The 26243-nt window shown below is 62.1% G+C and carries 24 protein-coding genes; 16 read left to right on the forward strand and 8 right to left on the reverse strand.

Going from position 1 to position 26243, the window contains the following annotated elements:
• Nucleotides 1-426: 426 nt before the first annotated feature.
• The 6 genes from FBY02_RS15705 to FBY02_RS15730 all read left to right on the forward strand — a co-directional run bounded on the left by FBY02_RS15705 (nt 427) and on the right by FBY02_RS15730 (nt 8184).
• Complete coding sequence (locus FBY02_RS15705) at nt 427-2460, forward strand: ABC transporter permease subunit (protein WP_178112025.1); 2034 nt, start codon at nt 427-429, stop codon at nt 2458-2460.
• Nucleotides 2461-2475: 15 nt separating this feature from the next.
• The gene (gene pstA, locus FBY02_RS15710) at nt 2476-4146 is read left to right on the forward strand and encodes a phosphate ABC transporter permease PstA (protein WP_144929018.1); all 1671 of its coding nucleotides are present in this window, start codon (nt 2476-2478) and stop codon (nt 4144-4146) included.
• Nucleotides 4147-4239: 93 nt separating this feature from the next.
• Nucleotides 4240-5073 carry a phosphate ABC transporter ATP-binding protein PstB gene (gene pstB, locus FBY02_RS15715; protein WP_047703856.1) on the forward strand — a complete coding sequence of 278 codons (834 nt, stop codon included), beginning with the start codon at nt 4240-4242 and terminating at the stop codon, nt 5071-5073.
• Between the two features lie 111 nt (nt 5074-5184).
• Nucleotides 5185-5946, forward strand: a complete 762-nt coding sequence (gene phoU, locus FBY02_RS15720) for a phosphate signaling complex protein PhoU (protein WP_144929020.1) — start codon at nt 5185-5187, stop codon at nt 5944-5946.
• Nucleotides 5947-6113: 167 nt separating this feature from the next.
• Nucleotides 6114-7061 carry a response regulator gene (locus FBY02_RS15725; protein WP_144929022.1) on the forward strand — a complete coding sequence of 316 codons (948 nt, stop codon included), beginning with the start codon at nt 6114-6116 and terminating at the stop codon, nt 7059-7061.
• 226 nt (nt 7062-7287) lie between these two features.
• Nucleotides 7288-8184, forward strand: a complete 897-nt coding sequence (locus FBY02_RS15730; RefSeq protein ID WP_144929024.1) for a M23 family metallopeptidase — start codon at nt 7288-7290, stop codon at nt 8182-8184.
• A 141-nt stretch (nt 8185-8325) separates the two neighbouring features.
• Here FBY02_RS15730 and FBY02_RS15735 read toward each other — a convergent pair whose 3' ends face one another.
• The 3 genes from FBY02_RS15735 to phoB all read right to left on the reverse strand — a co-directional run bounded on the left by FBY02_RS15735 (nt 8326) and on the right by phoB (nt 11916).
• The gene (locus FBY02_RS15735) at nt 8326-9666 is read right to left on the reverse strand and encodes a hemolysin family protein (protein ID WP_144929026.1); all 1341 of its coding nucleotides are present in this window, start codon (nt 9664-9666) and stop codon (nt 8326-8328) included.
• A 125-nt stretch (nt 9667-9791) separates the two neighbouring features.
• Nucleotides 9792-11114 carry a phosphate regulon sensor histidine kinase PhoR gene (gene phoR, locus FBY02_RS15740; protein ID WP_144929028.1) on the reverse strand — a complete coding sequence of 441 codons (1323 nt, stop codon included), beginning with the start codon at nt 11112-11114 and terminating at the stop codon, nt 9792-9794.
• Nucleotides 11115-11226: 112 nt separating this feature from the next.
• Nucleotides 11227-11916 carry a phosphate regulon transcriptional regulator PhoB gene (phoB, locus tag FBY02_RS15745; RefSeq protein WP_003177195.1) on the reverse strand — a complete coding sequence of 230 codons (690 nt, stop codon included), beginning with the start codon at nt 11914-11916 and terminating at the stop codon, nt 11227-11229.
• 152 nt (nt 11917-12068) lie between these two features.
• Between phoB and FBY02_RS15750 the strand changes: the two genes are divergently transcribed.
• Nucleotides 12069-12458: a hypothetical protein gene (locus FBY02_RS15750; RefSeq protein WP_144929030.1), complete on the forward strand. Its 390-nt coding sequence runs from the start codon at nt 12069-12071 to the stop codon at nt 12456-12458.
• A gap of 70 nt (nt 12459-12528) precedes the next feature.
• On the opposite strand, the gene ubiA is transcribed toward FBY02_RS15750, so the two are convergent.
• On the reverse strand, nt 12529-13419 hold the full coding sequence (gene ubiA / locus FBY02_RS15755; RefSeq protein WP_144929032.1) for a 4-hydroxybenzoate octaprenyltransferase: 891 nt from the start codon (nt 13417-13419) through the stop codon (nt 12529-12531).
• Nucleotides 13419-13982 carry a chorismate lyase gene (locus FBY02_RS15760; protein WP_144929034.1) on the reverse strand — a complete coding sequence of 188 codons (564 nt, stop codon included), beginning with the start codon at nt 13980-13982 and terminating at the stop codon, nt 13419-13421. Before FBY02_RS15760 ends, ubiA begins: the two co-directional genes overlap by 1 nt.
• A 174-nt stretch (nt 13983-14156) precedes the next feature.
• On the opposite strand from FBY02_RS15760, the gene FBY02_RS15765 reads away from it, so the two are divergent.
• The 3 genes from FBY02_RS15765 to FBY02_RS15775 all read left to right on the forward strand — a co-directional run bounded on the left by FBY02_RS15765 (nt 14157) and on the right by FBY02_RS15775 (nt 15974).
• Entirely contained in the window at nt 14157-14324 is a 168-nt protein-coding gene (locus FBY02_RS15765) for a rubredoxin (protein WP_144929036.1), read from the forward strand.
• 33 nt (nt 14325-14357) lie between these two features.
• The gene (locus tag FBY02_RS15770) at nt 14358-15506 is read left to right on the forward strand and encodes an NAD(P)/FAD-dependent oxidoreductase (protein ID WP_144929038.1); all 1149 of its coding nucleotides are present in this window, start codon (nt 14358-14360) and stop codon (nt 15504-15506) included.
• Between the two features lie 192 nt (nt 15507-15698).
• Nucleotides 15699-15974, forward strand: a complete 276-nt coding sequence (locus FBY02_RS15775; protein ID WP_144929040.1) for an HU family DNA-binding protein — start codon at nt 15699-15701, stop codon at nt 15972-15974.
• Between the two features lie 122 nt (nt 15975-16096).
• Here FBY02_RS15775 and FBY02_RS15780 read toward each other — a convergent pair whose 3' ends face one another.
• Entirely contained in the window at nt 16097-16474 is a 378-nt protein-coding gene (locus FBY02_RS15780; protein ID WP_256662527.1) for a hypothetical protein, read from the reverse strand.
• A 161-nt stretch (nt 16475-16635) separates the two neighbouring features.
• Here FBY02_RS15780 and FBY02_RS15785 point away from each other — a divergent pair, with 161 nt between their 5' ends.
• The 6 genes from FBY02_RS15785 (at nt 16636) to FBY02_RS28415 (ending at nt 21426) form a co-directional block, all read left to right on the forward strand.
• Nucleotides 16636-17352, forward strand: coding sequence for a class I SAM-dependent methyltransferase (locus FBY02_RS15785; RefSeq protein WP_144929042.1), 717 nt, complete (start codon nt 16636-16638; stop codon nt 17350-17352).
• Nucleotides 17353-17514: 162 nt separating this feature from the next.
• Nucleotides 17515-17949: a DcrB-related protein gene (locus tag FBY02_RS15790; RefSeq protein ID WP_144929044.1), complete on the forward strand. Its 435-nt coding sequence runs from the start codon at nt 17515-17517 to the stop codon at nt 17947-17949.
• 27 nt (nt 17950-17976) lie between these two features.
• Nucleotides 17977-19272, forward strand: coding sequence for a PAAR domain-containing protein (locus FBY02_RS15795; RefSeq protein ID WP_144929046.1), 1296 nt, complete (start codon nt 17977-17979; stop codon nt 19270-19272).
• A complete protein-coding gene (locus tag FBY02_RS15800) occupies nt 19269-19802 on the forward strand; it encodes a hypothetical protein (RefSeq protein ID WP_144929048.1) in 534 nt (177 codons plus the stop codon). The genes FBY02_RS15795 and FBY02_RS15800 overlap by 4 nt, the downstream gene beginning before the upstream one ends.
• A 109-nt stretch (nt 19803-19911) precedes the next feature.
• A complete protein-coding gene (locus FBY02_RS28410; protein ID WP_256662526.1) occupies nt 19912-20523 on the forward strand; it encodes a hypothetical protein in 612 nt (203 codons plus the stop codon).
• Between the two features lie 108 nt (nt 20524-20631).
• Nucleotides 20632-21426, forward strand: coding sequence for a hypothetical protein (locus FBY02_RS28415; RefSeq protein WP_256662525.1), 795 nt, complete (start codon nt 20632-20634; stop codon nt 21424-21426).
• A gap of 92 nt (nt 21427-21518) precedes the next feature.
• Here FBY02_RS28415 and FBY02_RS15810 read toward each other — a convergent pair whose 3' ends face one another.
• Together FBY02_RS15810 and FBY02_RS15815 are read right to left on the reverse strand one after the other, a co-directional pair.
• On the reverse strand, nt 21519-21797 hold the full coding sequence (locus tag FBY02_RS15810) for a hypothetical protein (protein WP_144929050.1): 279 nt from the start codon (nt 21795-21797) through the stop codon (nt 21519-21521).
• 1 nt (nt 21798) lies between these two features.
• Nucleotides 21799-26235 (reverse strand): RHS repeat-associated core domain-containing protein, encoded by a 4437-nt coding sequence (locus FBY02_RS15815; protein WP_144929052.1) that lies wholly within the window; start codon nt 26233-26235, stop codon nt 21799-21801.
• Nucleotides 26236-26243 lie beyond the last annotated feature (8 nt).

Here is a 26243-nt window from a genome sequence, read left to right on the forward strand (position 1 = left end):
CTCGCGATAGCGGTGGGTCAGTCGACACAGCTGTTGAATGTGACGTCCTCATCGCGAGCAAGCCCGCTCCCACAGACACTAATTTCCTCTCCGCTGCCAGTTTCCACGGGCGGCGGATTTGTTGCGTCACTGCATTGTCATCTTTCTGTCATACAGGATCGCTAGGGTGTGCGCATGAATGATCTGGCCAATTCCACAATGACTACGACTTCCCCTCCCAAGCGCATTGATTTCAATACGCCTGAGTTGCAACGCAAGCGCCGTATCCGTGCGCTCAAGGACCGCCTGACCCGCTGGTACGTCCTGGTCGGCGGGCTTGCCGTCCTGGCGGCCATCACCCTGATTTTCTTTTTCCTGGCCTATGTAGTGCTGCCCCTGTTCCAGGGCGCGGACCTGACCGCCAAGGACTCGATCACGCCGGCCTGGATGCAGGACGCCGGTAAGCCACTGCTGATCGCCATCGAAGAACAGAACCAGGTCGCCATGCGGGTTTCCGACAAGGGGCAGGCGTTGTTCTATGACATTGACAGCGGTGCCGAGCTGCGTCGTGTCGACCTGCCGGTACCAGCCGGCGCCAACGTGACGTCCATTGGCGAAGACCAGCCCGGCAGCCCGCTGGTGGCCATCGGTCTGTCCAATGGCCAGGCCCTGGTGTTCCGTCACACGTATAAGGTCAGCTACCCGGACGGCAAGAAGACCATCTCGCCGGCCGTCGAATACCCTTATGGCGAAACGCCTATCGTCTTGAACGAGCAGGGCGCTGCGCTGGAGCATGTCAGCCTCAATGCCACCGATTCGGCCCTGCTGATCGCCGGTTCCAGCGGCGCCCAGTTGCACGTGCTGTCGATTACCAGCGAAGAAAACATGATGACCGGTGAAGTCACCAGCGAGCAGACGCGAATCGATCTGCCGCAGATGACCGAGCCGGTGAAGAACATCTTCGTCGACCCGCGCCAGCAGTGGTTGTACGTGGTCAATGGTCGGGCCCAGGCCGATGTGTTCAGCCTGCGGGACAAGAGCCTCAATGGCCGTTACAAATTACTGGAAAACGCCGACGCCCAGGTGACCACCGCGACCCAACTGGTGGGTGGGATTTCGTTGATCGTCGGGGACTCCAAGGGCGGTTTGTCCCAATGGTTCATGGCCCGGGATCCTGACGGCGAGCAACGCCTGAAAGAGATCCGCACCTTCCAGATGGGCACCGCGCCCATCGTCGAGATCACCGCCGAAGAGCGTCGCAAAGGCTTCGTCGCCCTCGACGCCGCCGGTAAGCTGGGTGTGTTCCACAGCACCGCCCACCGCACATTGCTGGTGGACCAGGTAGTCGATGGGCAGGGCGTGTTCGGCATGTCGCCACGGGCCAACCGGCTGATCGTGGAGCAGGGCGGCAAGCTCCAGCCGCTGTCGCTGGACAACCCGCACCCGGAAGTCTCCTGGAGCGCGTTGTGGGGCAAGGTCTGGTACGAGAACTACGACGAGCCTAAATACGTCTGGCAATCGACCGCCGCCAACACCGACTTCGAACCCAAGCTGAGCCTGTCGCCGCTGACCTTCGGTACGCTGAAAGCCGCGTTCTACGCCATGTTGCTGGCGGCTCCCCTGGCGGTGGCTGCCGCCATCTACACTGCGTACTTCATGGCTCCGGGCATGCGCCGCAAGGTCAAGCCGGTGATCGAATTGATGGAGGCCATGCCGACGGTGATCCTCGGCTTCTTCGCCGGCCTGTTCCTGGCACCTTACGTTGAAGGGCACCTGCCAGGCATTTTCAGCCTGCTGATGCTGTTGCCGATTGGCATCCTGGTGGCCGGTTTCGTCTTCAGCCGCCTGCCGGAGTCCGTTCGCCTGAGGGTGCCGGACGGCTGGGAAAGTGCCTTGCTGATTCCGGTGATTCTGTTCGTGGGCTGGCTCTCGCTGTACATGAGCCCGTACATGGAAGCCTGGTTCTTTGGCGGCGACATGCGCATGTGGATCTCCCATGACCTGGGCATCACCTACGACCAGCGCAACGCCCTGGTGGTGGGCCTGGCGATGGGCTTCGCGGTGATCCCGAACATCTACTCCATCGCCGAAGACGCCGTGTTCAGTGTGCCGCGCGGCCTGACCCTGGGCTCCCTGGCCCTGGGGGCCACGCCTTGGCAGACCATGACCCGCGTGGTGATCCTAACCGCCAGCCCGGGCATCTTCTCGGCGCTGATGATCGGCATGGGCCGTGCGGTGGGCGAAACCATGATCGTCTTGATGGCCACCGGTAACACGCCGGTCATGGAGATGAACCTGTTCGAAGGCCTGCGGACCCTGGCAGCCAACGTGGCGGTGGAAATGCCTGAATCGGAGGTCGGCGGCAGCCATTACCGCGTGCTGTTCCTGTCGGCGCTGGTGTTGCTGTTGTTCACGTTCGTCATGAACACCCTCGCTGAGCTGATCCGTCAGCGTCTGCGCAAGAAATATTCGTCGCTTTAAGAAAGGTAGAAGTCTGTGAAACAGAACTCCCTGAAAGGATGGTTCAAGAGCGGCGCCCCCGGCGTCTGGATCAGCGGCGGCGCAGTGTCCATCGCTGTCATCATGACCATTGGCCTGCTGGCGGTGATCGCCGTGCGCGGCCTGGGCCATTTCTGGCCGGCGGACCTGATCCACGCCAACTACAACGTGCCGGGCATGCCCGCGCACCTGGTGGTCGGTGAAGTGGTGCAGAAGGAAGAAGTGCCTCGTGAGCGCCTGAAGAGCGCCGGCCTGCCGGTGCCGGACGAAGGCCCCGAGTTCATGACCCGCGAGCTGATCAAGGTCGGCAACCGGGACCTGAACGGCACCGACTTCACCTGGATCGTCGGCGACTGGCTGAGCGACCAGACCACGCCGCCGGAGCTGATGGCCATCGAGCGCCGTGAGTGGGGCAACTTCTACGGCTATCTGGTCAACGTCAAGGAAGAAGGCAAGGTCGTTGCCGAGGGCGAGGCCGCCTGGCCGCAGTTGCAGGCTCGCATTGCGCGGGTCAATCAGCTCGCCGCGGAACTCAAGACCCTGGAAAAATCCGACATCGGCGCCATCAACGCCGGCCTGGAGCGTATCCGCCTGCACGGTCGCAAGCTGGAGCTGGAGGGCAAGCTCGACGCCGCCGCCCAAGCCGACATGGCCAGTGAACGTGCCGAGCTCGATGCGCGCTACAAGGAAATTGAAGCGCGCCTGACCGACCTGCACACCCAGTTCAACCGCGACAGCCTGACCGCCCGTGATGCCAACGGCAAGGAAGTGGAAATTGGCATCGGCAAAGTGGTGCACGCTTATCAGCCGAACGGCATGGGCACCTTCACCAAACTCGGTTTCTACTTCAGCAAGGTCTGGGAGTTCCTCAGCGACGACCCCCGTGAAGCCAACACCGAAGGCGGGATCTTCCCGGCGATTTTCGGCACGGTGATGATGACCCTGATCATGGCGATGATCGTGACACCATTCGGCGTGCTGGCGGCGGTCTACCTGCGTGAATACGCCCGCCAGGGCCCGATGACCCGCCTGATCCGCATTGCGGTGAACAACCTGGCGGGCGTGCCGGCCATCGTTTATGGCGTGTTCGGCCTGGGCTTCTTCGTCTATGTGCTGGGCGGCTCGGTTGACCGTCTGTTCTTCCCCGAAGCGCTGCCAGCGCCGACCTTCGGCACCCCGGGCCTGCTCTGGGCCTCCCTGACCCTGGCCCTGCTGGCGGTGCCGGTGGTGATCGTGGCGACCGAAGAAGGCCTGGCGCGAATCCCGCGAACCGTGCGTGAAGGTTCCCTGGCCCTCGGTGCCACCAAGGCCGAGACCCTGTGGAAGATCGTCCTGCCGATGGCGAGCCCGGCGATGATGACCGGCATGATCCTCGCGGTGGCCCGCGCCGCCGGTGAAGTGGCGCCGCTGATGCTGGTGGGTGTGGTGAAACTGGCGCCGTCGCTGCCGCTGGATGGCAACTACCCCTACGTGCACCTGGACCAGAAGATCATGCACTTGGGCTTCCACATCTATGACGTAGGCTTCCAGAGCCCGAACGTCGAAGCGGCGCGCCCCCTGGTCTATGCCACGGCGTTGCTGCTGGTAGTGGTGATCGCCACGTTGAACCTGTCGGCCGTGTGGATCCGTAACCACCTGCGCGAGAAGTACAAGGCGTTGGATAGCTAACAGCCAATAGCTACAAGCGGCAAGCTAGAAGCCGCTTTTGCCCAAACTTGCAGCTTGCAGCTCAAAGCTTGCAGCTACGAACGGAGTGAGCCCATGCAACACGAAGCACATACACACGGCATCAACATGTCGGCCCTGGGTCGCAACAAGCAGAGCCTGAACCTGGCCGAGGAAACCGTCGCCATCGAAGTGCCTGGCCTGAGCCTGTTCTATGGCCAGAAGCAAGCGCTGTACGACGTCAGCCTGAACATCCCGAAACAACGCGTGACCGCGTTCATCGGTCCGTCGGGCTGCGGCAAGTCGACCTTGCTGCGTACCTTCAACCGTATGAACGACCTGGTGGACGGTTGCCGCGTCGAAGGTGAAATCAACCTCTACGGCAACAACATCTACCGCAAGGGCGAAGACGTTGCGGAGCTGCGCCGTCGCGTGGGCATGGTGTTCCAGAAGCCCAACCCGTTCCCGAAGACCATCTACGAAAACGTGGTCTACGGCCTGCGCATCCAGGGCATCAACAAGAAGCGCATTCTCGACGAAGCCGTGGAATGGGCCCTCAAGGGCGCGGCGCTGTGGGATGAGGTCAAGGACCGCCTGCATGATTCGGCCCTGGGCCTGTCCGGTGGCCAGCAGCAACGCCTGGTGATTGCCCGCACCATCGCCGTGGAACCGGAAGTGTTGCTGCTCGACGAACCCTGCTCGGCCCTGGACCCGATCTCGACCTTGAAGGTCGAAGAGTTGATCTACGAGCTCAAGTCCAAGTTCACCATCGTCATCGTGACCCACAACATGCAGCAGGCGGCGCGGGTTTCCGACTACACGGCCTTCATGTACATGGGCAAGCTGGTGGAATTCGGCGATACCGACACCTTGTTTACCAATCCGGCCAAGAAGCAGACCGAAGACTACATCACGGGCCGCTATGGCTAGCGGCAGCTGCGAGCCGCGGGCTTCAAGCGGCAAGTCAAAGCGGTACGAGTCACGACACACATCAGCTTGCAGCTTGTAGCTTGCAGCTCACAGCTTTTGCGGAGCAAACCCATGATTTCGAAGGAAGGCCTTACTCACCACATTTCCGCCCAGTTCAACGCCGAGCTGGAGGAGGTACGCAGTCACCTGCTGGCCATGGGCGGCCTGGTGGAAAAGCAGGTCAATGACGCGGTGACCGCGCTGATCGAGGCCGACTCCGGCCTGGCCCAGCAGGTGCGCGAGATCGACGACCAGATCAACCAGATGGAACGCAACATCGACGAAGAGTGCTTGCGCATCCTGGCTCGCCGCCAGCCGGCCGCTTCCGACCTGAGGTTGATCATCAGCATTTCCAAATCGGTGATCGATCTCGAGCGGATTGGCGACGAAGCCACCAAGATCGCCCGTCGTGCCATTCAGTTGTGCGAAGAAGGCGAGGCGCCGCGCGGCTACGTCGAGGTTCGCCACATCGGCGACCAGGTTCGCAACATGGTTCGCGATGCGCTGGACGCCTTCGCTCGCTTCGACGCCGACCTGGCGTTGTCGGTGGCCCAATACGACAAGATCATCGACCGCGAATACAAGACCGCCCTGCGTGAGCTGGCGACCTACATGATGGAAGACCCGCGCTCGATCTCCCGGGTGTTGAGCATCATCTGGGTGCTGCGTTCCCTGGAGCGTATCGGTGATCATGCGCGTAACATCTCCGAACTTGTGATCTACCTGGTGCGCGGTACCGACGTACGGCACATGGGGCTCAAGCGCATGAAGGAAGAAGTTGAGGGCACCCCGTCGGAAACCCCTAATGTTCCGGGTGAATTTGACGATAAGTAGGATTGCCAGGAAAAGCGCCCGGCCTTCTGGTCGGGCTTTTTTTTTGCCATTTTTTTATCGACAGCAGCACCCCGTGAACGAAAAGTCCCGGCGTGACTGACGGTTTTTGGCGATGTGCCATCAGTAAAAGCGGTATGCTTGCCGGGATTTTTTAGAGGTGTATCTGGATGAGTAAGGTCAGTGTGTTGGTCGTGGACGATGCGTCGTTCATTCGTGACCTGGTGAAGAAGTGCCTGCGCAATTACTTCCCGGGCATCCGTATCGAAGATGCAGTGAACGGCAGAAAAGCCCAGGCTCTGCTGGCCCGCGAGGCGTTCGACCTGGTGCTGTGCGATTGGGAAATGCCGGAAATGTCCGGCCTTGAGTTGTTGACCTGGTGCCGTCAGCAGGACAACCTCAAGGGCATGCCGTTCGTCATGGTCACCAGCCGTGGTGACAAGGAAAACGTGGTCCAGGCGATCCAGGCCGGTGTTTCCGGTTATGTCAGCAAGCCCTTCACCAACGAACAGTTGCTGACCAAGGTCAAGCAGGCCCTGCACAAGGTCGGCAAGCTCGACACCCTGATGAACAGCGCGCCGACCAAGATGAACTCCGCGTTCGGCAATGATTCCCTCAGTGCCCTGACGGGCGGCAAGGCGGCTCCGGTCGTCGCCGCTACTGCGCCTGCGCCCACCAGGCCAGCCGCTGCGGCACCGGCCGCCCCTGCCGCTGCGCCGGCCCGTGGTCTGCTCAACAGCCCGCCGGTCAAGGCGCCTGTAGCATCCGCTTCCGTCGGCGCCAACCGCGGCCAGGGCCAGCTGCGCCTGGCCAGTGGCACCCAGCAATGCGTGATCAAGGCCCTGAGCCTCAAGGAAGCGCTGCTGCTGGTCAAACGCTCCGATACTCTGCCGCAAGTGCTCGAAAGCTCGGTGCTGGACATGGAGCAGGGCGACAACGCCGAAACCGCGCGCCTGAACGGCTACCTGCACGCTATCGTTGCCCACGAACAGACGCCGGACAGCGAGTGGCTGCAACTGACCTTCCGCTTCGTCGACAAAGACCCGCAGAAACTCGACTACATCTCCCGCCTGATCGCCCGCGGTACCGCGCAGAAGCACTTCGTACCGGGCGCCTGATCCAGCGGCGCTTTCAGAGATCGTTCCCACGCTCTGCGTGGGAATGCCTCCACGGACGCTCTGCGTTCGGTTTTGAGGGCCGCGGAGCGTCCCAGGCTGCTTTCCCACGCGGAGCGTGGGAACGATCACCTCATTGATTCAACTCTGAAACATCCGTCGATTACGCGGGTCCATCCCAACTGCTAGGCTGCTGTGCAAGCCTACATTTTCGACAGAACCTTTGCCCATGCTCGCGCCCTTGTTGTTCGCCTGCAGTCTTGTCCTGGCCTCCACGTCGGCCATGGCCATGACCATCTACAAATCCACCGATGCCAACGGCGTGGTGTCCTATAGCGACCGCCCCAGCCGAGGCGCCCAGGTGTTCGTCTTTCGCGACCGCATGGTCGAGCACCTGGAGCGTCAGGTGTTTCTCGATATCAAGAAGCAAAAGGGTGCGGACGCTGTGTTCGTACGCAATGACCTGTACGCACCGGTTGAGATCGAGTTGAGTTTCGCCGGCCTGGACAATGTGAGCGGAGCACCGAGCCGGCCGATTCGGCGGGTCCTGCCGGCGCGCAGCAACCTGCGCCTGGCGCTGCTCACGGCCATCCAGCCCGCAAAGCCGTTGATGTACACCCCCAGGTTCGAATATTCGCTGGGTGACCCGACGGACGCGGCACAGGCCTATCGCTATCCGTTGCCATGGCGCGGTGGACCGTTCCGGCTGAGCCAGGGCGCCAACGGTCAGTACAGCCACTACGGTCCGAAGAACCGCTACGCCATGGACATCGCCATGCCCGTAGGTACGCCGATCATTGCGGCGCGGGGCGGCGTGGTGATCAAGACCGAGAATGAACAGACCGGCCGTGGCGACGACCCTTCGGGCAACTTCGTGCGGGTGTTGCACGACGACGGCACCATGGGTGTCTATCTGCATCTGCAGAAAGGTTCGGTGAGCGTTCGGGAAGGGCAGCGGGTGGCGGTGGGCACGCCCTTGGCGTTATCGGGCAACACCGGCAACAGCTCCGGACCGCACCTGCATTTCGTGGTGCAGCGCAACACCGGGTTGGGGCTGGTGTCGATTCCCTACCAGTTCGATCAACCGGTGGGGGAGTTGCCCAACTTTGCGTTGGGCAAGCAGTGATGGGGTGTCAGGGCTGACGCCATCGCGAGCAGGCTCGCTCCCACAATGGACCTGCTGTGAACACAAACTCTCGGCAAACAGGGATCCATGTGGGAGCGAGCCTGCTCGCGATGGCAGCGCCGCGGATCTTGAGTCAACGACTCAATCGAGCATCAACACCTTCGCCAGAATGATCTTCGGCCCTTTCATCTTCTTGATGATGATCCGCAGGCCTTCGACTTCCAGCACTTCTTCCTCTTCCGGCACTCGCTTGAGGGTTTCGTAGACCAGCCCGGCAAGCGTCTCGGCTTCGATATGGTCCAGGTCGATCCCCAGCAGGCGCTCGACCTTGAACAGTGGCGTGTCGCCGCGTACCAGCAGCTTGCCCGGCTGGTAGGCCAGAATGCCGCGCTCGGCCTTGCGGTGTTCGTCCTGGATATCGCCCACCAGCACTTCCAGCACGTCTTCCATGGTCAGGTAGCCGATGATGTTGCCGTCGGCTTCCTCGACCACGGCGAAGTGCGAGCCGCCCTTGCGGAACTGCTCCAGCAATTGCGACAACGGCATGTGCCGGGATACGCGCTCCAGGGGACGGGTCAGTTCGGCCAGGTTGAACGACTCGGGGATGTGGTCCAGGGCTGCCAGTTCCAGCAACAGGTCCTTGATGTGCAACAGGCCGACGAACTCCTGGCGCTCGCTGTCGTACACCGGGTAGCGGCTGAACTTGTGACGACGGAACAGCGCCAGGATTTCCTTGAGTGGCGCATTGAATTCCAGCGTCACCAGGTCTTCCCGGGAGTTGGCCCAATCCACCACTTCCAGCTCGCCCATCTCCACGGCCGACGCGAGGACGCGCATGCCCTGGTCGCTCGGGTCCTGGCCACGGCTGGAGTGCAGGATCAGCTTCAGCTCTTCACGGCTGTAATGGTGCTCGTGATGAGGGCCGGGTTCGCCTTGGCCGGCTATGCGCAGGATGGCGTTGGCGCTGGCATTGAGCAGATAGATCGCCGGGTACATGAGCCAGTAGAACAGGTACAGCGGCACGGCGGTCCACAGCGACAGCAGCTCGGGTTTGCGGATCGCCCAGGATTTGGGCGCCAGCTCACCGACCACGATGTGCAGGTACGAAATAATGAAGAACGCGGTGAAAAACGAAATACCCTTGATCAACTCTGGCGACTGAACGCCTACCAGGTCCAGCAACGGTTCGAGGATGTGGGCGAACGCCGGCTCGCCCACCCAGCCCAGGCCCAGGGAGGCGAGAGTGATACCCAGCTGGCAGGCGGACAGATAGGCGTCGAGCTGACTGTGGACGGTGCGCAGGATGTGCCCGCGCCAGCCGTTCTGGTCGGCAATGGCTTCGACCCGGGTCGAGCGTAGCTTGACCATGGCGAATTCGGCCGCAACGAAAAAACCGTTGAGCAGAACCAAGACCAGAGCAAAAAGAATCATGCCGAATTCGGCGAAGAGTGTAACGAGGGACAAGCCAGGGGAAGGGTCCATGATGGAGTTTTGCAGGTTCCGTAGTAGCTGTAGAGGTTAAAAATGAGGGCCTGAAAAAAGCAGGCAGAAGTCAGCCAATGTAGCGGCTGACTCGGCGATTGCCTAGAGGGAAGTACCGATCGGTGTCAATCGGCACGGCTGGCGAGACGTGCGTGGACCACCTGCGCCGGGGCGAAGTGGCAGGTAAATGTGCTGCCGTGGCCGGGTACGCTACTGATTTCCATGCGCCCGCGATGACGCAGCAGCACGTGCTTGACGATGGCCAGGCCCAACCCGGTGCCTCCCGTGTTGGAGTTGCGACTGGAGTCGACGCGGTAGAAGCGCTCGGTCAGGCGGGGCAGGTGCTTGCTGTCGATGCCGATGCCCGAATCCTGCACACTCAGATGCGCACCTTGCACATCGCCCCACCAACGGATGTGGATGCGGCCTTGCTCCGGCGTGTACTTGACCGCGTTGAACACCAGGTTGGAAAACGCGCTGCGCAGTTCCGCCTCGCTGCCCTTGAGCTGCACCGCAGGGTCAACTTCCAGGGTAATGGTCTGCTGCTTGGGACCGGATAGCTCCTGGGCGTCCTCGCTGATGATCTGCAGCAGGTCGTCGACGGGTACCGGCTGGTTGTCCGACGGGTAATCGGTGGCCTCCAGCTTTGCCAACAACAGCAAATCGTTGAGCAGGGTCTGCATGCGTCCGCCCTGTTGCTGCATTTGCTGCAAGGCTCGACTCCAGCGTGGGTTCACCTCTTCGACGTTGTCGAGCAGGGTCTCCAGGTAACCGCAGATCACCGTCAACGGTGTGCGCAGTTCGTGGGACACGTTGGCGATGAAGTCCTTGCGCATCTGTTCCAACTGATGGATGCGGGTGACGTCGCGCACCAGCATCAAGTGCTCGTTGTTGCCGTAGCGGGTGATGTACAACTGGATGCGCAGTCGGTCGTTGGTGGGCGAGGGAATCTCCAGCGGCTCGGCGTAGTTGTCCTGCTCGAAATACTCCTTGAAGCGCGGATGACGTACCAGGTTGGTCACCGGCTGACCGCTGTCCTGGGGCGTCTTGAGGCCCAGCAGAGTCTCGGCGGCGCGGTTCCACCATTCCAGGTTGCCATCGCTGTCGAGCATGATCACCGCGTCTTTCAGCGCGGCGGTGGACTCCTGGACCCGGTCGATCACCGCTTGCAGGCGGCCGCGCACGCGCTGGTCGCGCCGTTGCAGGTGATAGATGCTGTCGAACACTTCGCCCCACAGGCCATAGCCGTCGGGTGGCGCTTCGTCGGGTTTGTGCAGGCGTAGCCATTCATGCAGGCGCAGCAATTGCTTGAGGGTCCAGGCCAGGTAAAGCCCCAGCCCAGCGGCCAGGCTCCAGCCGTAATGGCCGCTGATCAGGCCGATCAGCAAACAGCCGGTCACCAGCAACAACATGTGGCGAATCAGGGTGCCATGCCAGTTTTGATTCACGGGGCTTCCTTTGGAAACAGCTGAAAGCTGCAAGCTTCAAGCTGCAAGTTTGAAGCGGGTCGGTAGTGGCTTTTGCTTGCAGCTTGTAGCTTGAAACTCGCAGCCGCTTTTCTCATGCCTTGGTAGAAAAACGATAACCGGTGCCGCGTACGGTTTGTACCAGATTCTCGTAGGCGTCACCGAGGGCTTTGCGCAGGCGGCGGATGTGCACATCCACGGTGCGTTCCTCGACATAGACGTTGCCGCCCCAGACCTGATCCAGCAGTTGCCCGCGGGTGTAGGCGCGCTCCTGGTGAGTCATGAAGAATTGCAGCAGGCGATATTCGGTCGGGCCCATCTCGGCGGGCTTGCCGTCGATGGTCACGCGGTGGCTGATGGGGTCCAGCAGCAGGCCGCCGACTTCAATCGGCGCTTCGCCATCGGTTGGCCCGGCGCGACGCAACACGGCTTTCAGGCGCGCCACCAACTCCCGTGGGGAAAACGGCTTGGTGATGTAGTCATCCGCGCCCACTTCCAGGCCCTGGATCTTGTTGTCTTCCTCGCCCTTGGCGGTGAGCATGATGATCGGGATGTCCCCGGTCAGCTCATCGCGCTTGAGGCGGCGCGCCAGCTCGATGCCGGACGTGCCGGGCAGCATCCAGTCCAGCAGGATCAGATCGGGCTTGCGGTCGACGATGATGGCGTGGGCCTGTTGGGAGTTCTCTGCTTCCATGCAGTCATAGCCGGCCATCTCCAACGCAACGGCAATCATCTCGCGGATGGGCGCCTCGTCGTCGACGATCAGAATGCTCCTGCCAACCATGGGGTAATCCTCTTGTCATTTAACTGTCTTGCGCCGCATTAGATAACGGAATTATTGCAGTCGTGTGACAGTTATTTCCGCGTCCAACGGTAAGGAGGATTCTGGACTACGCTTTTCAGTCCGAATCCTGACAACCACAAAAGAAGGTTTCCATGACTTACTTCACCCAAACCACCAAGGCGCTGGCGATGATGGCTGCCCTGGCGCTGCCTGCGTTGGCGTTTGCGGCCGAGCCGGCGATGGTCGATAAAGAGAATGGCATGCTGACGGACCACAAGAGCATGACGTTGTATACGTTTGCTGAGGACGCGGATGGCAAATCGGCGTGCAATGGCCAATGCGCAACCAACTGGCCACCGCTCATGGCGGACAAAAATGCCAAATCCATGGGCAAATGGACGGTGATCAAGCGAGAGGATGGCTCGATGCAGTGGGCTTACAATGGCAAGCCTCTATACACCTTCATCAAGGACAAGGCGCCAGGAGAAGCGACCGGTGACGGTCTGAAGAACGGCGCCTGGAAGGCCGCGAAGGCCGACTGACGAACCACCCGCTTGGGCTGATGAAAATTCAATTGTGGCGAAGGGATAAATCCCCTCACCACAGTTGACCTCAGCGCAACCCATAATCCAGCACGATCCCCACGAAAATCGCCAACCCGGCCCAGTGGTTGTGCAGGAACGCCTGGAAGCAGCGCATCCGGTCGCGGCCACGGGTGTACCAGAACTCCCAGACAAAACATCCGGCCGCAACCACCAGCCCCAGGTGGAACCAGCCGCCCAGCTTGAACTGCGAACCGGCCAGCAGCAGGCAGCCCAGGGCCAGACCCTGCAGCGTCAGATTGATCACCCGGTCGGCATCGCCGAACAGGATCGCCGTGGACTTCACGCCGATCCGCAAATCATCATCCCGATCGGTCATCGCGTAGTAGGTGTCGTAGGCCACTGTCCACAGCAGGTTGGCGATGTACAGCAGCCACGCGGCCGCCGGCAAATGGCCGGTTTCGGCGGTGAACGCCATCGGCATGCCCCAGGAGAACGCCGCGCCCAGGACCACTTGCGGGTAGTAGGTGTAGCGCTTCATGAACGGGTAGGTGAGGGCCAGCGCCAGCCCGCCGAAGGACAGTAGGATTGTCGGCGTATTGGTGCACAGTACCAGCAGGAAACTCACGGCCATCAGCACGGCGAAGAACACCAGGGCTTCCTTCGAACTGATCTTGCCGCTGGCCAGCGGGCGCTGTGCGGTGCGCTTGACGTGGCCGTCCACCTTGCGGTCGGCCCAATCGTTGATCACGCAGCCACCGGCGCGGGTCAGGGTCACGCCGAGGACGAAAATCACGATGTTGGCCAGCGACGGCGAGCCGTTACCGGCGATCCACAGTGCCCACAGGGTCGGCCACAGCAACAGATAAATGCCGATGGGCTTGTCCATGCGGGTCAATTGCACGAAGTCCCAGGCTCGTGGGTTGAGGCGGTTCAAGGACTTGAGCAGTTGCAGGTACATCAGTAAGTCTCCGAATAGGCACGGGCGACGCTCCACAGGCGCGGCAGGAAGATTTCCGCGACCAGCACACTCAACGCCCCGCGATCGAAACGCGAGCGCCGGCCCCACAACTCAGCGGCGCGCGCGTCGCGCGGCAGCCACTGCTCGGGATAATGGCATACCTCGATGGGGCCGCGCTGGAAGGCCTGGTCGCAGAACAACAGCTCCCCCAAGGAACGGCTGCCCAGCCCGTCCATCTGCAACCCATCGCCCTGCAATGCACTGCGGGCCGCCACGCTGCGGGCGAACACCCAAGGCTCGCCATGGCCATGCAGATACACCTCGCGCACCCAGCCTTCGCTGCCTGGGGCCAGGTCCAGCGCGGCACACTCGTCATCGCGCAATGGCTGCCAGCCCTCGAACAACGGTGCCACGCTGAAATGTCCGTCCGACAGGTGCGTGAGGCGCCGGGTCAGGGAACCTTCGTCGAACAGCCAGTCGAGTACACCAGCATCGGGACGGGGCGACAGCAGGTGCTGGGGCAACCATTGAAGTGTAGGAAATATCGAATTTGTATGCGGCACAGAGGTCTTGAATGGCAGCAAATGAGGCCGCGAGCTTACCATGTCGGACGCGGGTTTTGACTGGCCCGGCCTGCAGCCGGCCGATCATGCTTGCATCTGCCGCAAGCGATCAGTACAAAACGGCCCTGAGCCGGAAAATCCCGGCAAGGCCTGACATCTTGAGGAAGTATTGGAATGAAGAAGTGGCAATGTATCGTCTGTGGCCTGATCTACAACGAAGCTGACGGCTGGCCTGACGATGGCATCGCGCCTGGCACCCGCTGGGAGGACGTTCCAGACGATTGGCTATGCCCGGATTGCGGTGTCGGCAAAATGGATTTCGAAATGATCGATATCAGCTGATCGTTTCCCACTGTTTTTTACATGGAGAGCAACATGAGCGCACCTGTCGTCATCGTCGGTACCGGCCTGGCCGGCTACAACCTGGCCCGGGAGTTTCGCAAGCTTGATAGCGAAACCCCGCTGCTGCTGATTACCGCGGACGACGGCCGCTCCTACTCCAAGCCGATGCTGTCCACCGGCTTTGGCAAGAACAAGGACGCCGACGGCCTGAGCATGGCCGAGCCCGGGGCCATGGCCGAGCAGTTGAAGGCCGAAGTGCGCACCCATACCCGCATCAGCGGCATCGATCCGGGACACAAGCGCTTGTGGATCGGCGAAGAAGCGCTGAACTATCGCGACCTGGTCCTGGCCTGGGGCGCCGAAACCGTACGCGTACCGGTGCAGGGTGACGCGGCAGACCTGATCTTCCCCATCAACGACCTGGAAGACTACGCGCGCTTTCGCGCCGCGGCTGCCGGCAAGCGCCGGGTGCTGTTGCTGGGTGCCGGGCTGATCGGTTGTGAATTCGCCAACGACCTGATCCTCGGCGGTTACGAGGTGCAACTGGTGGCGCCCTGCGAGCAGGTCATGCCGACGCTGCTGCACCCGGCCGCCGCCGTTGCGGTGCAGGCTGGACTGGAAAGCCTGGGTGCGCGCTTCCACCTGGGACCGGTACTCAACCGCCTGCAGCGGGCGGCCGATGGATTGGAGGCGCACCTGTCCGACGGCCAGGTGATCGCCTGCGACCTGGTGGTCTCGGCCATCGGCCTGCGTCCGCGTATCGACCTGGCGGCCGCCGCCGGCCTGATGGTCAATCGGGGCGTGGTGGTCGACCGCCAGTTGAAAACATCCCACGCCAACATCTATGCCCTGGGCGACTGCGCCGAGGTCGATGGCTTGAACCTGTTGTACGTGATGCCGCTGATGAGCTGCGCCCGCGTCCTGGCCCAGACCCTGGCGGGCAATCCGACCGCTGTCGGCTACGGTCCGATGCCGATTACCGTAAAGACACCGGTATGCCCGTTGGTCGTATCGCCGCCGCCACGGGGCCGTGAAGGTGCCTGGAGCGTCGAGGGGCAGGGCTCCGACATCAAGGCGTTGTGCCGCGACGCCGAAGGCAACTTGCTGGGCTATGCCCTGACAGGCACAGCGGTGATGGAGAAACTGGCCCTGAACAAGGAACTTCCGCCCTTGCTGGCGTAAATACTGGGGGTTCTGTCGCAAAAGCCATGCTTTTGATGCCACAAAGGTCGCGCGGACACTGGCGTCGTGTCCGGGCCCGTGCCATCCTCACTCCCGTCTGCCGCAGTGTAGAGCCTGCGGTGCCTTAGAGGCTGTTTCCCAAGAGAACAGTCCAGACATAACAACAAAAAAACCGTCAAAGGGGCTTCATTCATGCGTAAACCAGAACTCGCTGCCGCCATCGCGGAAAAAGCGGACCTCACCAAAGAACAAGCCAACCGCGTCCTCAACGCCGTCCTGGAAGAAATCACCGGCGCCCTGCACCGCAAGGACAGCGTCACCCTGGTTGGCTTCGGCACTTTCCTGCAACGCCACCGTGGCGCCCGCACCGGCAAGAACCCACAAACCGGTGAGCCGGTGAAAATCAAGGCCAGCAACACGGTCGCTTTCAAGCCGGGCAAGATGTTGAAGGACAGCGTTAACCAATAATTGCTGTGGGCCCCCTCGGGCAGAGGGGATGAAGCGACAACGAAAAAAGGGCATGACGAGGGAGTCGGGTGCCCTTTTTTATGGTTTTTTTCGGTGGTGCAGAGCCTGCTCGCGATAGCGGTCTAGCGACCCACCACCGGGTAGTGCCTGATGCGGCACGGGTAATTATTGCCATCGCCCTTGCAAATGCCATCCAGGTACCGGTAGTCGACACGCACTGACTGCCCCCTCCCAGGCCATTGCTTGCGGGGTAGTGTGGCTTGGTAATCGGGCGTTTCCGGCGTGAACGTGAGGCTCGAGCCTTCCTCCGGACATTCGGTCGCAGGTGATTTACGGCTTACTTCCAGGACCTGGGCCTGGAGCTGTGGATACGGTTGCCTCACCACCTCGATGATGCGCAGCTCCAGGCGGCAGATCTGCCACGTTGCCGCGTGCACGGGCGCGCACATCATCGGGAAAATCAAAGCCAATAGCGCACGGCGCATCGCCTGGTTGGTCATGGTTGTGCAACTCGTGGGGGCTGGAGGGAAGCTTACCCTGACGCCCAACTCAATTCGAATTGAGTTCGCCATTCCTGATGGGAATGCGGCGCATGAAATTAATGAATTTTTATTATCTCAACCGGTGACGTAGCTTGGTTCAAGGACATAGGAGAACCGCCTTGAAATCATCCTCACTTCCCTCAGCTACAAAATTCGATGCCTGCCGAGCCAATGAATACGGCCGACAAAGCCGTATCGCGTTGGCCGGGTATGACGCCTGCCAGGACTTGGCCGCCTGCATGCTGGCGGCAAGCCTCGATCAGACAGGTTCGGCGAACATCCTGGTCGTGGGCGCTGGCGGCACGGCTCAGGAGATCATTGCAATGGCAGCGTTGGAGCCAGGTTGGCGCTTCACTGCCGTCGACCCGTCCGCGCCGATGCTGGAGGCCGCCAGGCAACAGCTGGAGGCGAACGGCTTGCTCGAAAGAACATGCCTGCATCTTGGTCAGGTCCAGGACCTGGCAGCGGACGAGTCCTACGATGCCGCCACCCTGATCGGCGTGTTCCATCACCTCGATGGCGATGAGGCCAAGCGGCAGATCTTTCGCTCCATCCGGGCCCATTTGAAGCCGGGGGCTCCGCTGGTCGTGGCGGGGAACCAATACGCTTATGCCAGCCAGCCGTTGCTGCTGGCGGCCTGGGGACAACGCTGGCGGCAGCACGGCGCAAGTCCGGATGAAGTGAAGGTCAAGCTCGGCAAGATCCTTGAAGGTGCCGACCCTCCGCATTCCGAGGCAGCTGTCATGACGTTGTTGCAGGAGTCCGGATTCGGCGATGCTACCCGCTTCTTCAGCAGTCTTTTCTGGAGCGCCTGGTTGACGTGCAAGACGGCTTGAAAAGCCAGGTAGATGGGTGACCAGGGAGGCTGTGGGAGGGAGAAATGAGACGGGTGTCATGGCCCCGTAAACGGCTCCTCCCGATGCCTTGATTGTTACAATCTATTGCTTGAAGATCTGCCGCTGACTCCGCCACTCCCTTGCCTGGAAACAACCCGAATCATGCCGCTCTATCGCCTCCAAGAAGCCGACCTCGACATTCCCGACCGTTGGCAGGACCAGAGCATCAATATCTTCAAGCTGCCCGCCGTCGGAACGGCCAGGGAAGCCAGTTTCGTCATCAGCCGCGACCCGGGCCGGGGCGATACGCCGTTCAGCGACTACGTGGCCGCGCAACTGGCAAGCGCCGAGCAGCAGCTACCTGGCTTCAACCTGATCAAGCGCTGGGATTTCGCGCTCCATGGCCATGGGGCGGTGTTGCTCGATTACAGCTGGCAACGTGAAGGTCGGGAACTGATGCTGCGCCAGGTGTTCATCGACCGCCAGCCCGTGGGGTTGATCACGACGCTGACCACCACCCCGAACGATCTCGTGCACCACGAGCCGGCGTGGAAGATGGCCATGCACTCGCTCAAGCTGCGTCCACAGACTGCCTGATTACCCCGCGCGAAGACGATAACTCCAATGGACATGCTGGCCGCTGCGCGCCTTGGCGATGAAATTGCCCACGGTTTTGGTGTCGCCGCGATGGTGGCGGGGGCCGTTGCCGGCGCGTTGATCGGTGCGGCGGTGGTCGCGGCCACCGTGGCGACCGGCGGCGTGGCGCTGGCGATCATGGCCGGTTCGATTGCGGCGGGCGGTCTGTCGATGTTCCAGATCCTCAAGGGCCTGAACACCCTCTTCAACCTGCCCGAGCCGACCACGGGGGTGTTGATCATGGGCAGCCTCAACGTCCAGATCAACAACCGCAACGCGATGCGTGCGGGGGCAGACGTGTCGTCCTCGTGTTCGGGTTTGCCGATGAATCACCCGATCTGGCCATTCCCGGTGCTGATCGCCGAAGGCAGCGCAACGGTTTTCATCAACGGCAGGCCGGCGGCGCGGTTGCAGAGCAAGATGGTTTGCGGTGCGCACATCAAGAGCGGCAGCCCCAATACGTTTATTGGTGGGCCGACGGTTGCGGTCGCCTTTGTCCTCGATATCGAAGGCTGGCTGCACACAGGGCTGGAAGCCTTGGGCATGGTCGCCATGGGCGCCGCTGCGGTACTGGCGGCGATGGCTGGTGCAGCGGCCTTCGCCGGGTTCGTGGTGATCGGTGGCGCGATGATGGGGGGCATGGCGTTGTTGGGTCAGTTGGGCGACCGCCTCGGCCCCGGTTATCGCGATTTGCTCCAAGGCATTGCCGGCATGGCGCTGCTGGGCCTGGGGCCGAAAATGGCCCGCCTCGGCGCGGCCCCGACACCGCGCGCAGCGGCCTACAAGGCAGGCGTGACCGAAGCCGATATCATGGCGATTCCCAAGGGCAGCCGACCGCCGCCGCGGGATTATCTGGAAGGGCCCTATGTCGATAAGCACCTCAAGACATTCGAGGAAGAGGGCGGGAGTTTCCTGTTCACCGCGGACGATATCGCCAACCCCAAATACGGCTCGTTCAACCCGAACAAGTTCGTCATGGCAAAATCCGACCTGAATGCCGTGGTCGCCGAATACAAGAAAACCGGCGACGTGTCGGTACTGGAGTCGGCCTTGGGTTACGATCCGGGATCGCTGGTCGGCAAGGACATCTACATGATGAACCTGGACAACCCCAAGGTACTGATGCCCACCGGTAACGAAGGCGGGGTGAACTCGCTGTGGCGGCCGGGCGGCCTGACCTATCCGGGCGGCATGCGCGAAGCGGTGCTGGACAACGTGCCCATCGCCCACGGTAACGACATCAACACGTTGATGACCACCCGAGACGTAGTGAGAATCCAATGAGTAATCCACACGACAACGTGCTGTTGCTGGCGTTGGCCAATAACGATCTGGACAAGTTCCTGGTGGGCGAGCCGTTCTACTTTCTCGAAGCCAAGAGCGATAACGACGAGCCGCAGAACGTGGTGGCCGCGTTCGACCAGTTGATCATGCCGTACTGGCGCCAGACCCACGATGCCAGCTTTCCCATGCGCTTCGTCTCGGCACTGCTGACGATGCTGGCGACGTACCCGGACCGCACGCGGGCGATCTACATCGCCCATGACTGGGTCTGGTATTACCGTTTCTGCCAGGATAAACAGCGCAAGCAGCCGCAAGGCCCCTATGGCGATCTGTTTGACGTGGACATGGGGAGCGTCGCCGTTGCTCTCAAGCGCCTGCTGGAACGGTACAAGGCCGAGCTGGTGGCCGATACCCGCTGGGCGGGCGCGGCGTGGAACAGCCCGGACGGCATGTGGACGCCGTTGATGCGCTCGGCGGTGACGGTGCGCGACAAACTGGGCGGCCCGGATTTCGTGCCGGCCAACATCTGACGGGGCTGGTCCTGATGCCAGTCGGTGAGGGAAACGGTGCAAAAACCTATGGGAGCGAAGCTTGCTCCCACAGGTTTAACTGACTGGCATTTCAAGGAAGGCAGGCGTGATGCAATCTCGTTTTGATCCGCTGGTACATATCGACTGGAAAACACCCGGCGGCGAACTCCTGGGGTTGCTCCAGCATTACTACCCTGATATCGACCTGTTTACCGGCCAGCCATTCGAGGCGTTGCTGGATGAACTCTCCAATGAAATGCCCGAGATCTGCTTCCAGGCGCTGGCGAGCGCCCTGGCCGAACGAGGCTACGACCTGTGGAACCTGGATGCCGGTGGCGATGATTACCGCCCGGTGATTATCCTGACCGATCAGCGCGAGGCGTTTGCCAGGCACTGGCAAGACCAGGAGGACTTCACGCCGAGCCTGATCGAGCCGCAGAAGTCCGTCGCCGCTGAGGGAAAAGCCGCACGCAAGCCGGCCAGGTCCAAGCGCGGCAAACTGAACTGGTTGCAGGAAGTGCACGACTATCCCGGCCCCACCTACGTCCATGATGACAACTACCACAACGGCTGGGCCGGCATTACCGAGCAGGACGATGAGCAGTGGCTGTGTTTCCTGATTGACTACAACCAGTGGCCGCCCGCCGAGCAGGACATGCTCGAACACCGCACCGACGGGCTCGACGGCGCCGATCTGCAGCTCATCGACGCCAATGCCTAGCGCAGCCTGTGGCGGCGTCGGGTCAGGAGAGGCGACTACAGCTCGGATGACCGCTATAAGTACGAAGTTCGCCAGGGCGACGACATCCAGGCTTTCGGCCCTGCTGAGGTGGAGTGGCCAGGGTTCGAACAACCCAGCGTCGTGGTGGATGCCGAGGTATTCGAGCGCCAGCGCCTCTACGAGCCGGTACCGATGACGCGTATCTGGCGGATCACGGCGCAGGCCAGCGAAGTCATTTTCGAACACCCGGATGAACTGACGATATTGCCCATCGGCCCCCGTCGCCTGCTGTTCATGCAACACAACGGCCCACTGTGCTGGATCTGGAGTCAGGACCCACCGCACCAGGCCATCGCCGCCAGGCCGATGCCGGCGGTGGACGGCTACCACCTCAGGGCGTCGACCGCGTACCTGGGGGGCGATGAGATCCTGCTGTTCAGCGAAGACAAGCGCAAGAACCTCGAAGACCCACGCTACCACGAGACCGTGCTGCGGGCGTGGCGCTTCAACGTGCTTACAGGCACCGCAACGAAGGCGCTGCTGGATGGTTTTGGCAGCGAGGTGCGCCAGGACACCCGCCTGCTCGTCACAGAGCCAAAGAACCTCATTACGTTGCGCACGTTCCACGGGCGTATTCATGTCAGCCGGGGACACGGCGACTGGTGGGTGTGGAACTACGCCACCAATACATTCGGCTCGCACACCCTGGCCTGGTTCTGGAATCAGCTCGACAACCAGGTGCTCAAACTGTCCAGCCAGGATATCCGGCGTATCAAGCCGCAGGTGCGCTATCTGCCGGCCCAGGACCGCTACCTGGCGTTTGAAGCGGATTTCGTTGCCAGGTTGCCGGTGTTCGACGAAATGCTTGAGGCCAAGGGCGGCGAGGTGTTGAATTTCGACTGAACGGTGCGCAAGGCACAAGGACTGCGCTCTTGGTCACTGCGGGTGCTGGTCTGCCCTTGGGGGCACAGCACTTCACGATCCATTGCTGTGGGTTACGGCATGCTCATCAAGGCCATCCTCAGGCGCTTGATCAGTTTCGGACTCTTGAGGCAATCGACCGGCCGTTTGTTGCCCAGCGCCGGCACAACCTGTTCCATCCACCACAAACCCTCCTTGAGCCCGCGTTTGCCATAGAGCACCACGGCCATGTCGAGGTGGTCGTCCATGGCCTTGGCGAGCGTGTGGGCGTTGTCGTCGAGATAGTCCTCTTCGTACAGGCGCACGAAGGTTCGCCAGTCGGCGTCGCCGACGTATTCGTCTTCCAGTCCCATGTCAAAAACCTGCAAAGGAAATCAAGTTGCTGCCGGTCGGGTTTCGCGCCGACGGCGCCAGGATCCCATCATAACCGTTGGCCTTGGCCCAGGCGCCAATCTGGTGGGTCTGGGTGTATTTGTTGCCGGTGATGCTTTTAAGGGACACGCCCAGTTGTTTGCGCACATCGGCCCGGGTCAGGTCGAGGACGTTGTTGAGCTGCACCTTCTTGCTCACCAGCACCCGCGTGGACAGGTCAACGCCCCAGTGATTGACCTCACCCATGGCGGTCTTGCGCGAGTTGGCGCCATAGACGCCACCAAGCCCCGGCGCGGTATAGCGGTGCCGGGCGGCAACGTTCCACTTGTGGGCGGTCCAGGTGGTGCTGATCCGCCCGGGTTCCTCGAACCGATAGACCGTCCGGTTGACCTTGCGCCCCTTCGGCGGGGTGGTGCATTTCATCAGCCCCAGGGGGTCGATCCAGCTCACCGGGTTCGGTGCGTACTGGTAGAGGTTCAATCCGCCGGCAAGGCCGATGGGGTCCGGCGTGGTGAAGCGGCCTATGTCCGGGTCGTAGAAACGCAGGGTGTTGTAGTGCAGCCCGGTTTCCCGGTCCAGGTACTGGCCCTGGAACCGCAAGTTCTGCTCTTCGATGTAATAGGGTTCGCGCAGCTCTTCGGCGGTGCTGCCCCACACCTGGTAATGGGCGCGCCAGAGCGTATGGCCGTCGCTTTCCGACAGTTGTTCGGGCTGGCCGTTGAAGTCGTTGTGGTAGTACCGGACTTTCTGCTGTGCACCGAGGCCATCGACCCGCGCCAAAGGCTCGTGGCCGTCGTCGGCATAGATGTAGAGGCTGGTCTGGTTGTCGCGGTGTTCCTGCAACAGTTGCAGCGCATCCCAGGTAAAGCGGGTACGGCCCAGCGGGGTAGCATGGCGGTCGTACTCGGTTTTTTCGATGCGTCGGCCCAGCGGGTCGTAGGTCATCTTCACGACCGAGCCGTTGTCGTTGTGCACTTCCACCAGGCGCTGTTCGGCGTCGTACTTGAAGCGCTGGACACCGCGTCGGCTGCTGCGTTTTTCCACCATGCGGCCGAAGCCGTCGTAGCGGTAGCGCTTGTCCTGATAGGTCAGCAAGCGATTGTGGGTGACGTGCCCGGTGCCCATCAGTCCGTCGAGCAGGTTGGCGGCCGGGTCGTAGGCGAAACCTTCACGTTGACCTTTGAGATTGTCCTGGCTGGCGAGGATGCGGCCGGTGGCGTCATAGTGCAGCAGTTGACGATGGGGTGCTTCGGGCTGGTTGTCGAAGCGCTCCACCAGTTGATCGCTGCCGTCGTAGGCAAACAGCGACTGCGCCGCTGGCGGCAGCAGTGTCGACTGCTCCTGGTGCCGTCGCTGGCGGGCCCGCAGGCGACCGCTGCGGTCGTATTCGCTGCGGGTGCTGAGACGGCCCTGGGTGCGCAGTACTTCGCGGTGCAGGCGGTCGCGCTCGAAGTCGCTGATGACCTGGCCGTCGAGGTTGATCTGGTGCAGATGGCCGCTGCCGTAGTGCAGGCGGTTCAGCCAGCGGCCATCGGGAAGCTGTGTCTGGGTGAGGTTGCCCAGTTCGTCATAGTGATGCTCGAGGCGACCGGCCCACCCCTGTTCGGCGATCAGTTGCCCAAGCGCGTCGTAGCTGAAGCCGATGCTTTGCTGTTCACCGGCCAGGCCGGTGAAGGTGATGGCCTTGACCTGATCGAGGGCGTCATAGCGGTATTCGGTGCGTCCGTCGGCGGTGACCTTGGCGACCAGTCGACCCATGGCATCGCGTTCCAGCTCATGGATGATGGGGGCTTGCGGCGAGAGGTCCAGGTCGGTGCTGCCGGGAACGGCGAGGGCTTGCACGCGAGTGACATTGTCCAGGGCATCGTAGGCGTAGCGCTTGAGGCTGCCGTCCAGGCTGTGCTCGGCGCTCAAGCGATCACCCGCATCCCAGGCAAACCGATAGCTTTCGCCGTTCTCGTTGGTCAGGGCCAGCAGCCGCCCATAACTGTCGTAGCTCAACTCCACCCGCCGGCCGTGGGCGTCGGTGCGCAGGCGCAGTTGACCGCTCGGCGTGTGCTGGAACGATGTGGTGTGACCGGCGGGATCGCTATAGCCGATCAACTGGCCGCTGGCATCGCGTTGATAGTGTTCGATGCGACCATCCGGCAACTGTTTGCTCAGCAACCTGCCCTGGTCGTCGTAGCTGAAACTTGTGCGTTCCCCCTGCGCATCGCTGCTGCTGAGCAGCAGACCGCGCTCGTCGTAGTTCAACCGGGTGGTGTAGCCGGAGCAATCGGTGTGTTCGCTGAGTTGGCCGAGGGCCGTCCAGCGCATCGTCTTGCTTTTGCCGGTGGCGTCGATGACCTCTACCACCTGGCCGTGGGCATCGTGGCGATAGCGGGTAATGTGGCCTAGCGGGTCGGTTTCGGCGATGCAATTGCCCCGTGGGTCGTAGCGGTACTGCCAGGTATTGCCTGCGGCATCGGTTTCCGCCAGGGGCAGGGCCCAGTGTTCGAGCCACAGCGTCGACTCGCTGCGCCCGAGCGGGTCGAGGGTCTGGCAGAGATTGCCCGCTTCGTCATAGCTGAACCGATGCTGTCCACCGTTGGGGTCGGTCGCCCCCAGCAACTGGCTTTCGTCGTTCCATTCGAATGCCCAGGTGCGATTCAGTGCGTCGATGGCTTCGGTGATCTGGTAGCGCGTATCCCAGCGCCGGGTGCTGACGCGATTCAAACCGTCAGTGATGCGGGTGATGCCGCCGGCCAGGTCATAGTCGAATGTGTAAGTATCGCCGGCGTCGGTCCAATGGCGGACCACGCGCCATTCCTGGCCTTCGACCAAGGCCCATTCATAGAAGCAGCGCAGCCCGGTGGGCAACTGATGCTCCACCATCCTTCGCCCGAGGTCGTAGGCATAACGGCGTTTGACCTGGCTATTGGACTGGCGCACCTGCGCCAGGTCTCCCTGGGCATCGTAGCCGTAGTACATCAGCACTTCACGGCGCTGGTCAGGGTAGAGCCGGTCGATCCGGCTGACCCGTCGTGGCCAGCGCTCGTCATAGGCCAGTTCGACCTGCACCAGGTCGAACGTGTCACGCAGTCGTACCAACTGCCCGGCTTCGTCGTAGTCGAGGTGGATGCGGTTATCGTTGCGATCACCGAGCTGTTCCAGGCGCAGCAGCGTGGCATTCGCCGGTGTGGGCTTGAACAACCGGTACAAGCCGTCCGCGCTTTCGATCAGCAGTTCACCGTTGGCGTGCCGCCGCACGCTGAGGCCTTCACCGGGACTGAATACCGCGCCGCCCAAGGGGATCGACCCCATGTCGATGCGCCGGCCTTGTTCGTCGGTATAGACCAGGGTTTCGCCACCCTCGGGATGGGGCAGGATCTCTACGCGTATTTCGTAGGCGACGCTCCAGCCGGCGCCGAACAGGCCGTCCCGGCGCTCGTCGCGACTGTTGTAGAAACGCTGCCAGTCGATGGGCAGGATGCCGGGCAAGACGAAGTCCAGTTCCTCGACGTCCGCCAACACTTTCGCGCCGGTCGCCGCATGCACCGGGTTCGAAGAACCCATGGCCGCGTTGGCCGCCGCGCCCATGGCACTGCTGACCGCCATCGAGGCCGCACCGCCTATCAACATGCACGGCAGGTTGCTCAGGAACTTGCCTTTGCCGCCCTTGAGCATCAGCAACGCGGTCACCGCCAGCCCCACCCCCGGCGTCTTGCCGCTGCGAATCTCGCGTACCACCACGGTGCCGCCGCCGATGGTCACGTCGGGGGAAATCAACCCGGACGACACCACCTTGGCCTCGCAGGTACTGCGGTCGCCGCTGCGCACGGCGGGCTGGCCGTTGATAGTGACCTTGTCCGAGCCTTCGGCCAGGAACTGCGGCGGCATCGGCGGGTGCTTCAGGCAGGTGATCATGTCTAGCGGCTTGGGCTCTGCACCGGGGGCGGGCGTGGCGACGGTGGGGCGCCACATCTGCGAGAAGAAACTCTCGGCCATGTCCAGGTAGCTGGGCTCGGGTTCTTCCAGCTCGGTTCCGGTCGGTGCGACATGGGACTCGATGGCCCCGGCAGCGCGAGCGGCGGGAATGTTGTTGGTCAGGGTGTCGGTGGAGCCGGTAAGGATATTGGCCTGCACCGTGGGCGGAAAGAGGGCGTTGCCGATGCCTTCGCAGATATTGCTCAGGCCCTTGTCGGCCCCGGTCTTGCTCATGGCGATGCCGACGACCGCGCCGACCACGGCGCCGAGCAGGAAGCAACCCAGGCCGCCGGTAGCGACCGTGATGCCGGTGGCCGCCACCACGGCGGCGGTGGCGACGGCGGTGATCGCGATGTTGGCTGCCACCTCCAGCACACCGCCGAGGATGTCGGCCATCATCGAGGTGTGATCCAGCGCGTCGCCCAGACGGGCGGCCCAGAGCGCATCAGACATGCAAGTCG

The sequence above is a fragment of the Pseudomonas sp. SJZ078 genome (assembly GCF_007828255.1).
Lineage (GTDB): Bacteria > Pseudomonadota > Gammaproteobacteria > Pseudomonadales > Pseudomonadaceae > Aquipseudomonas.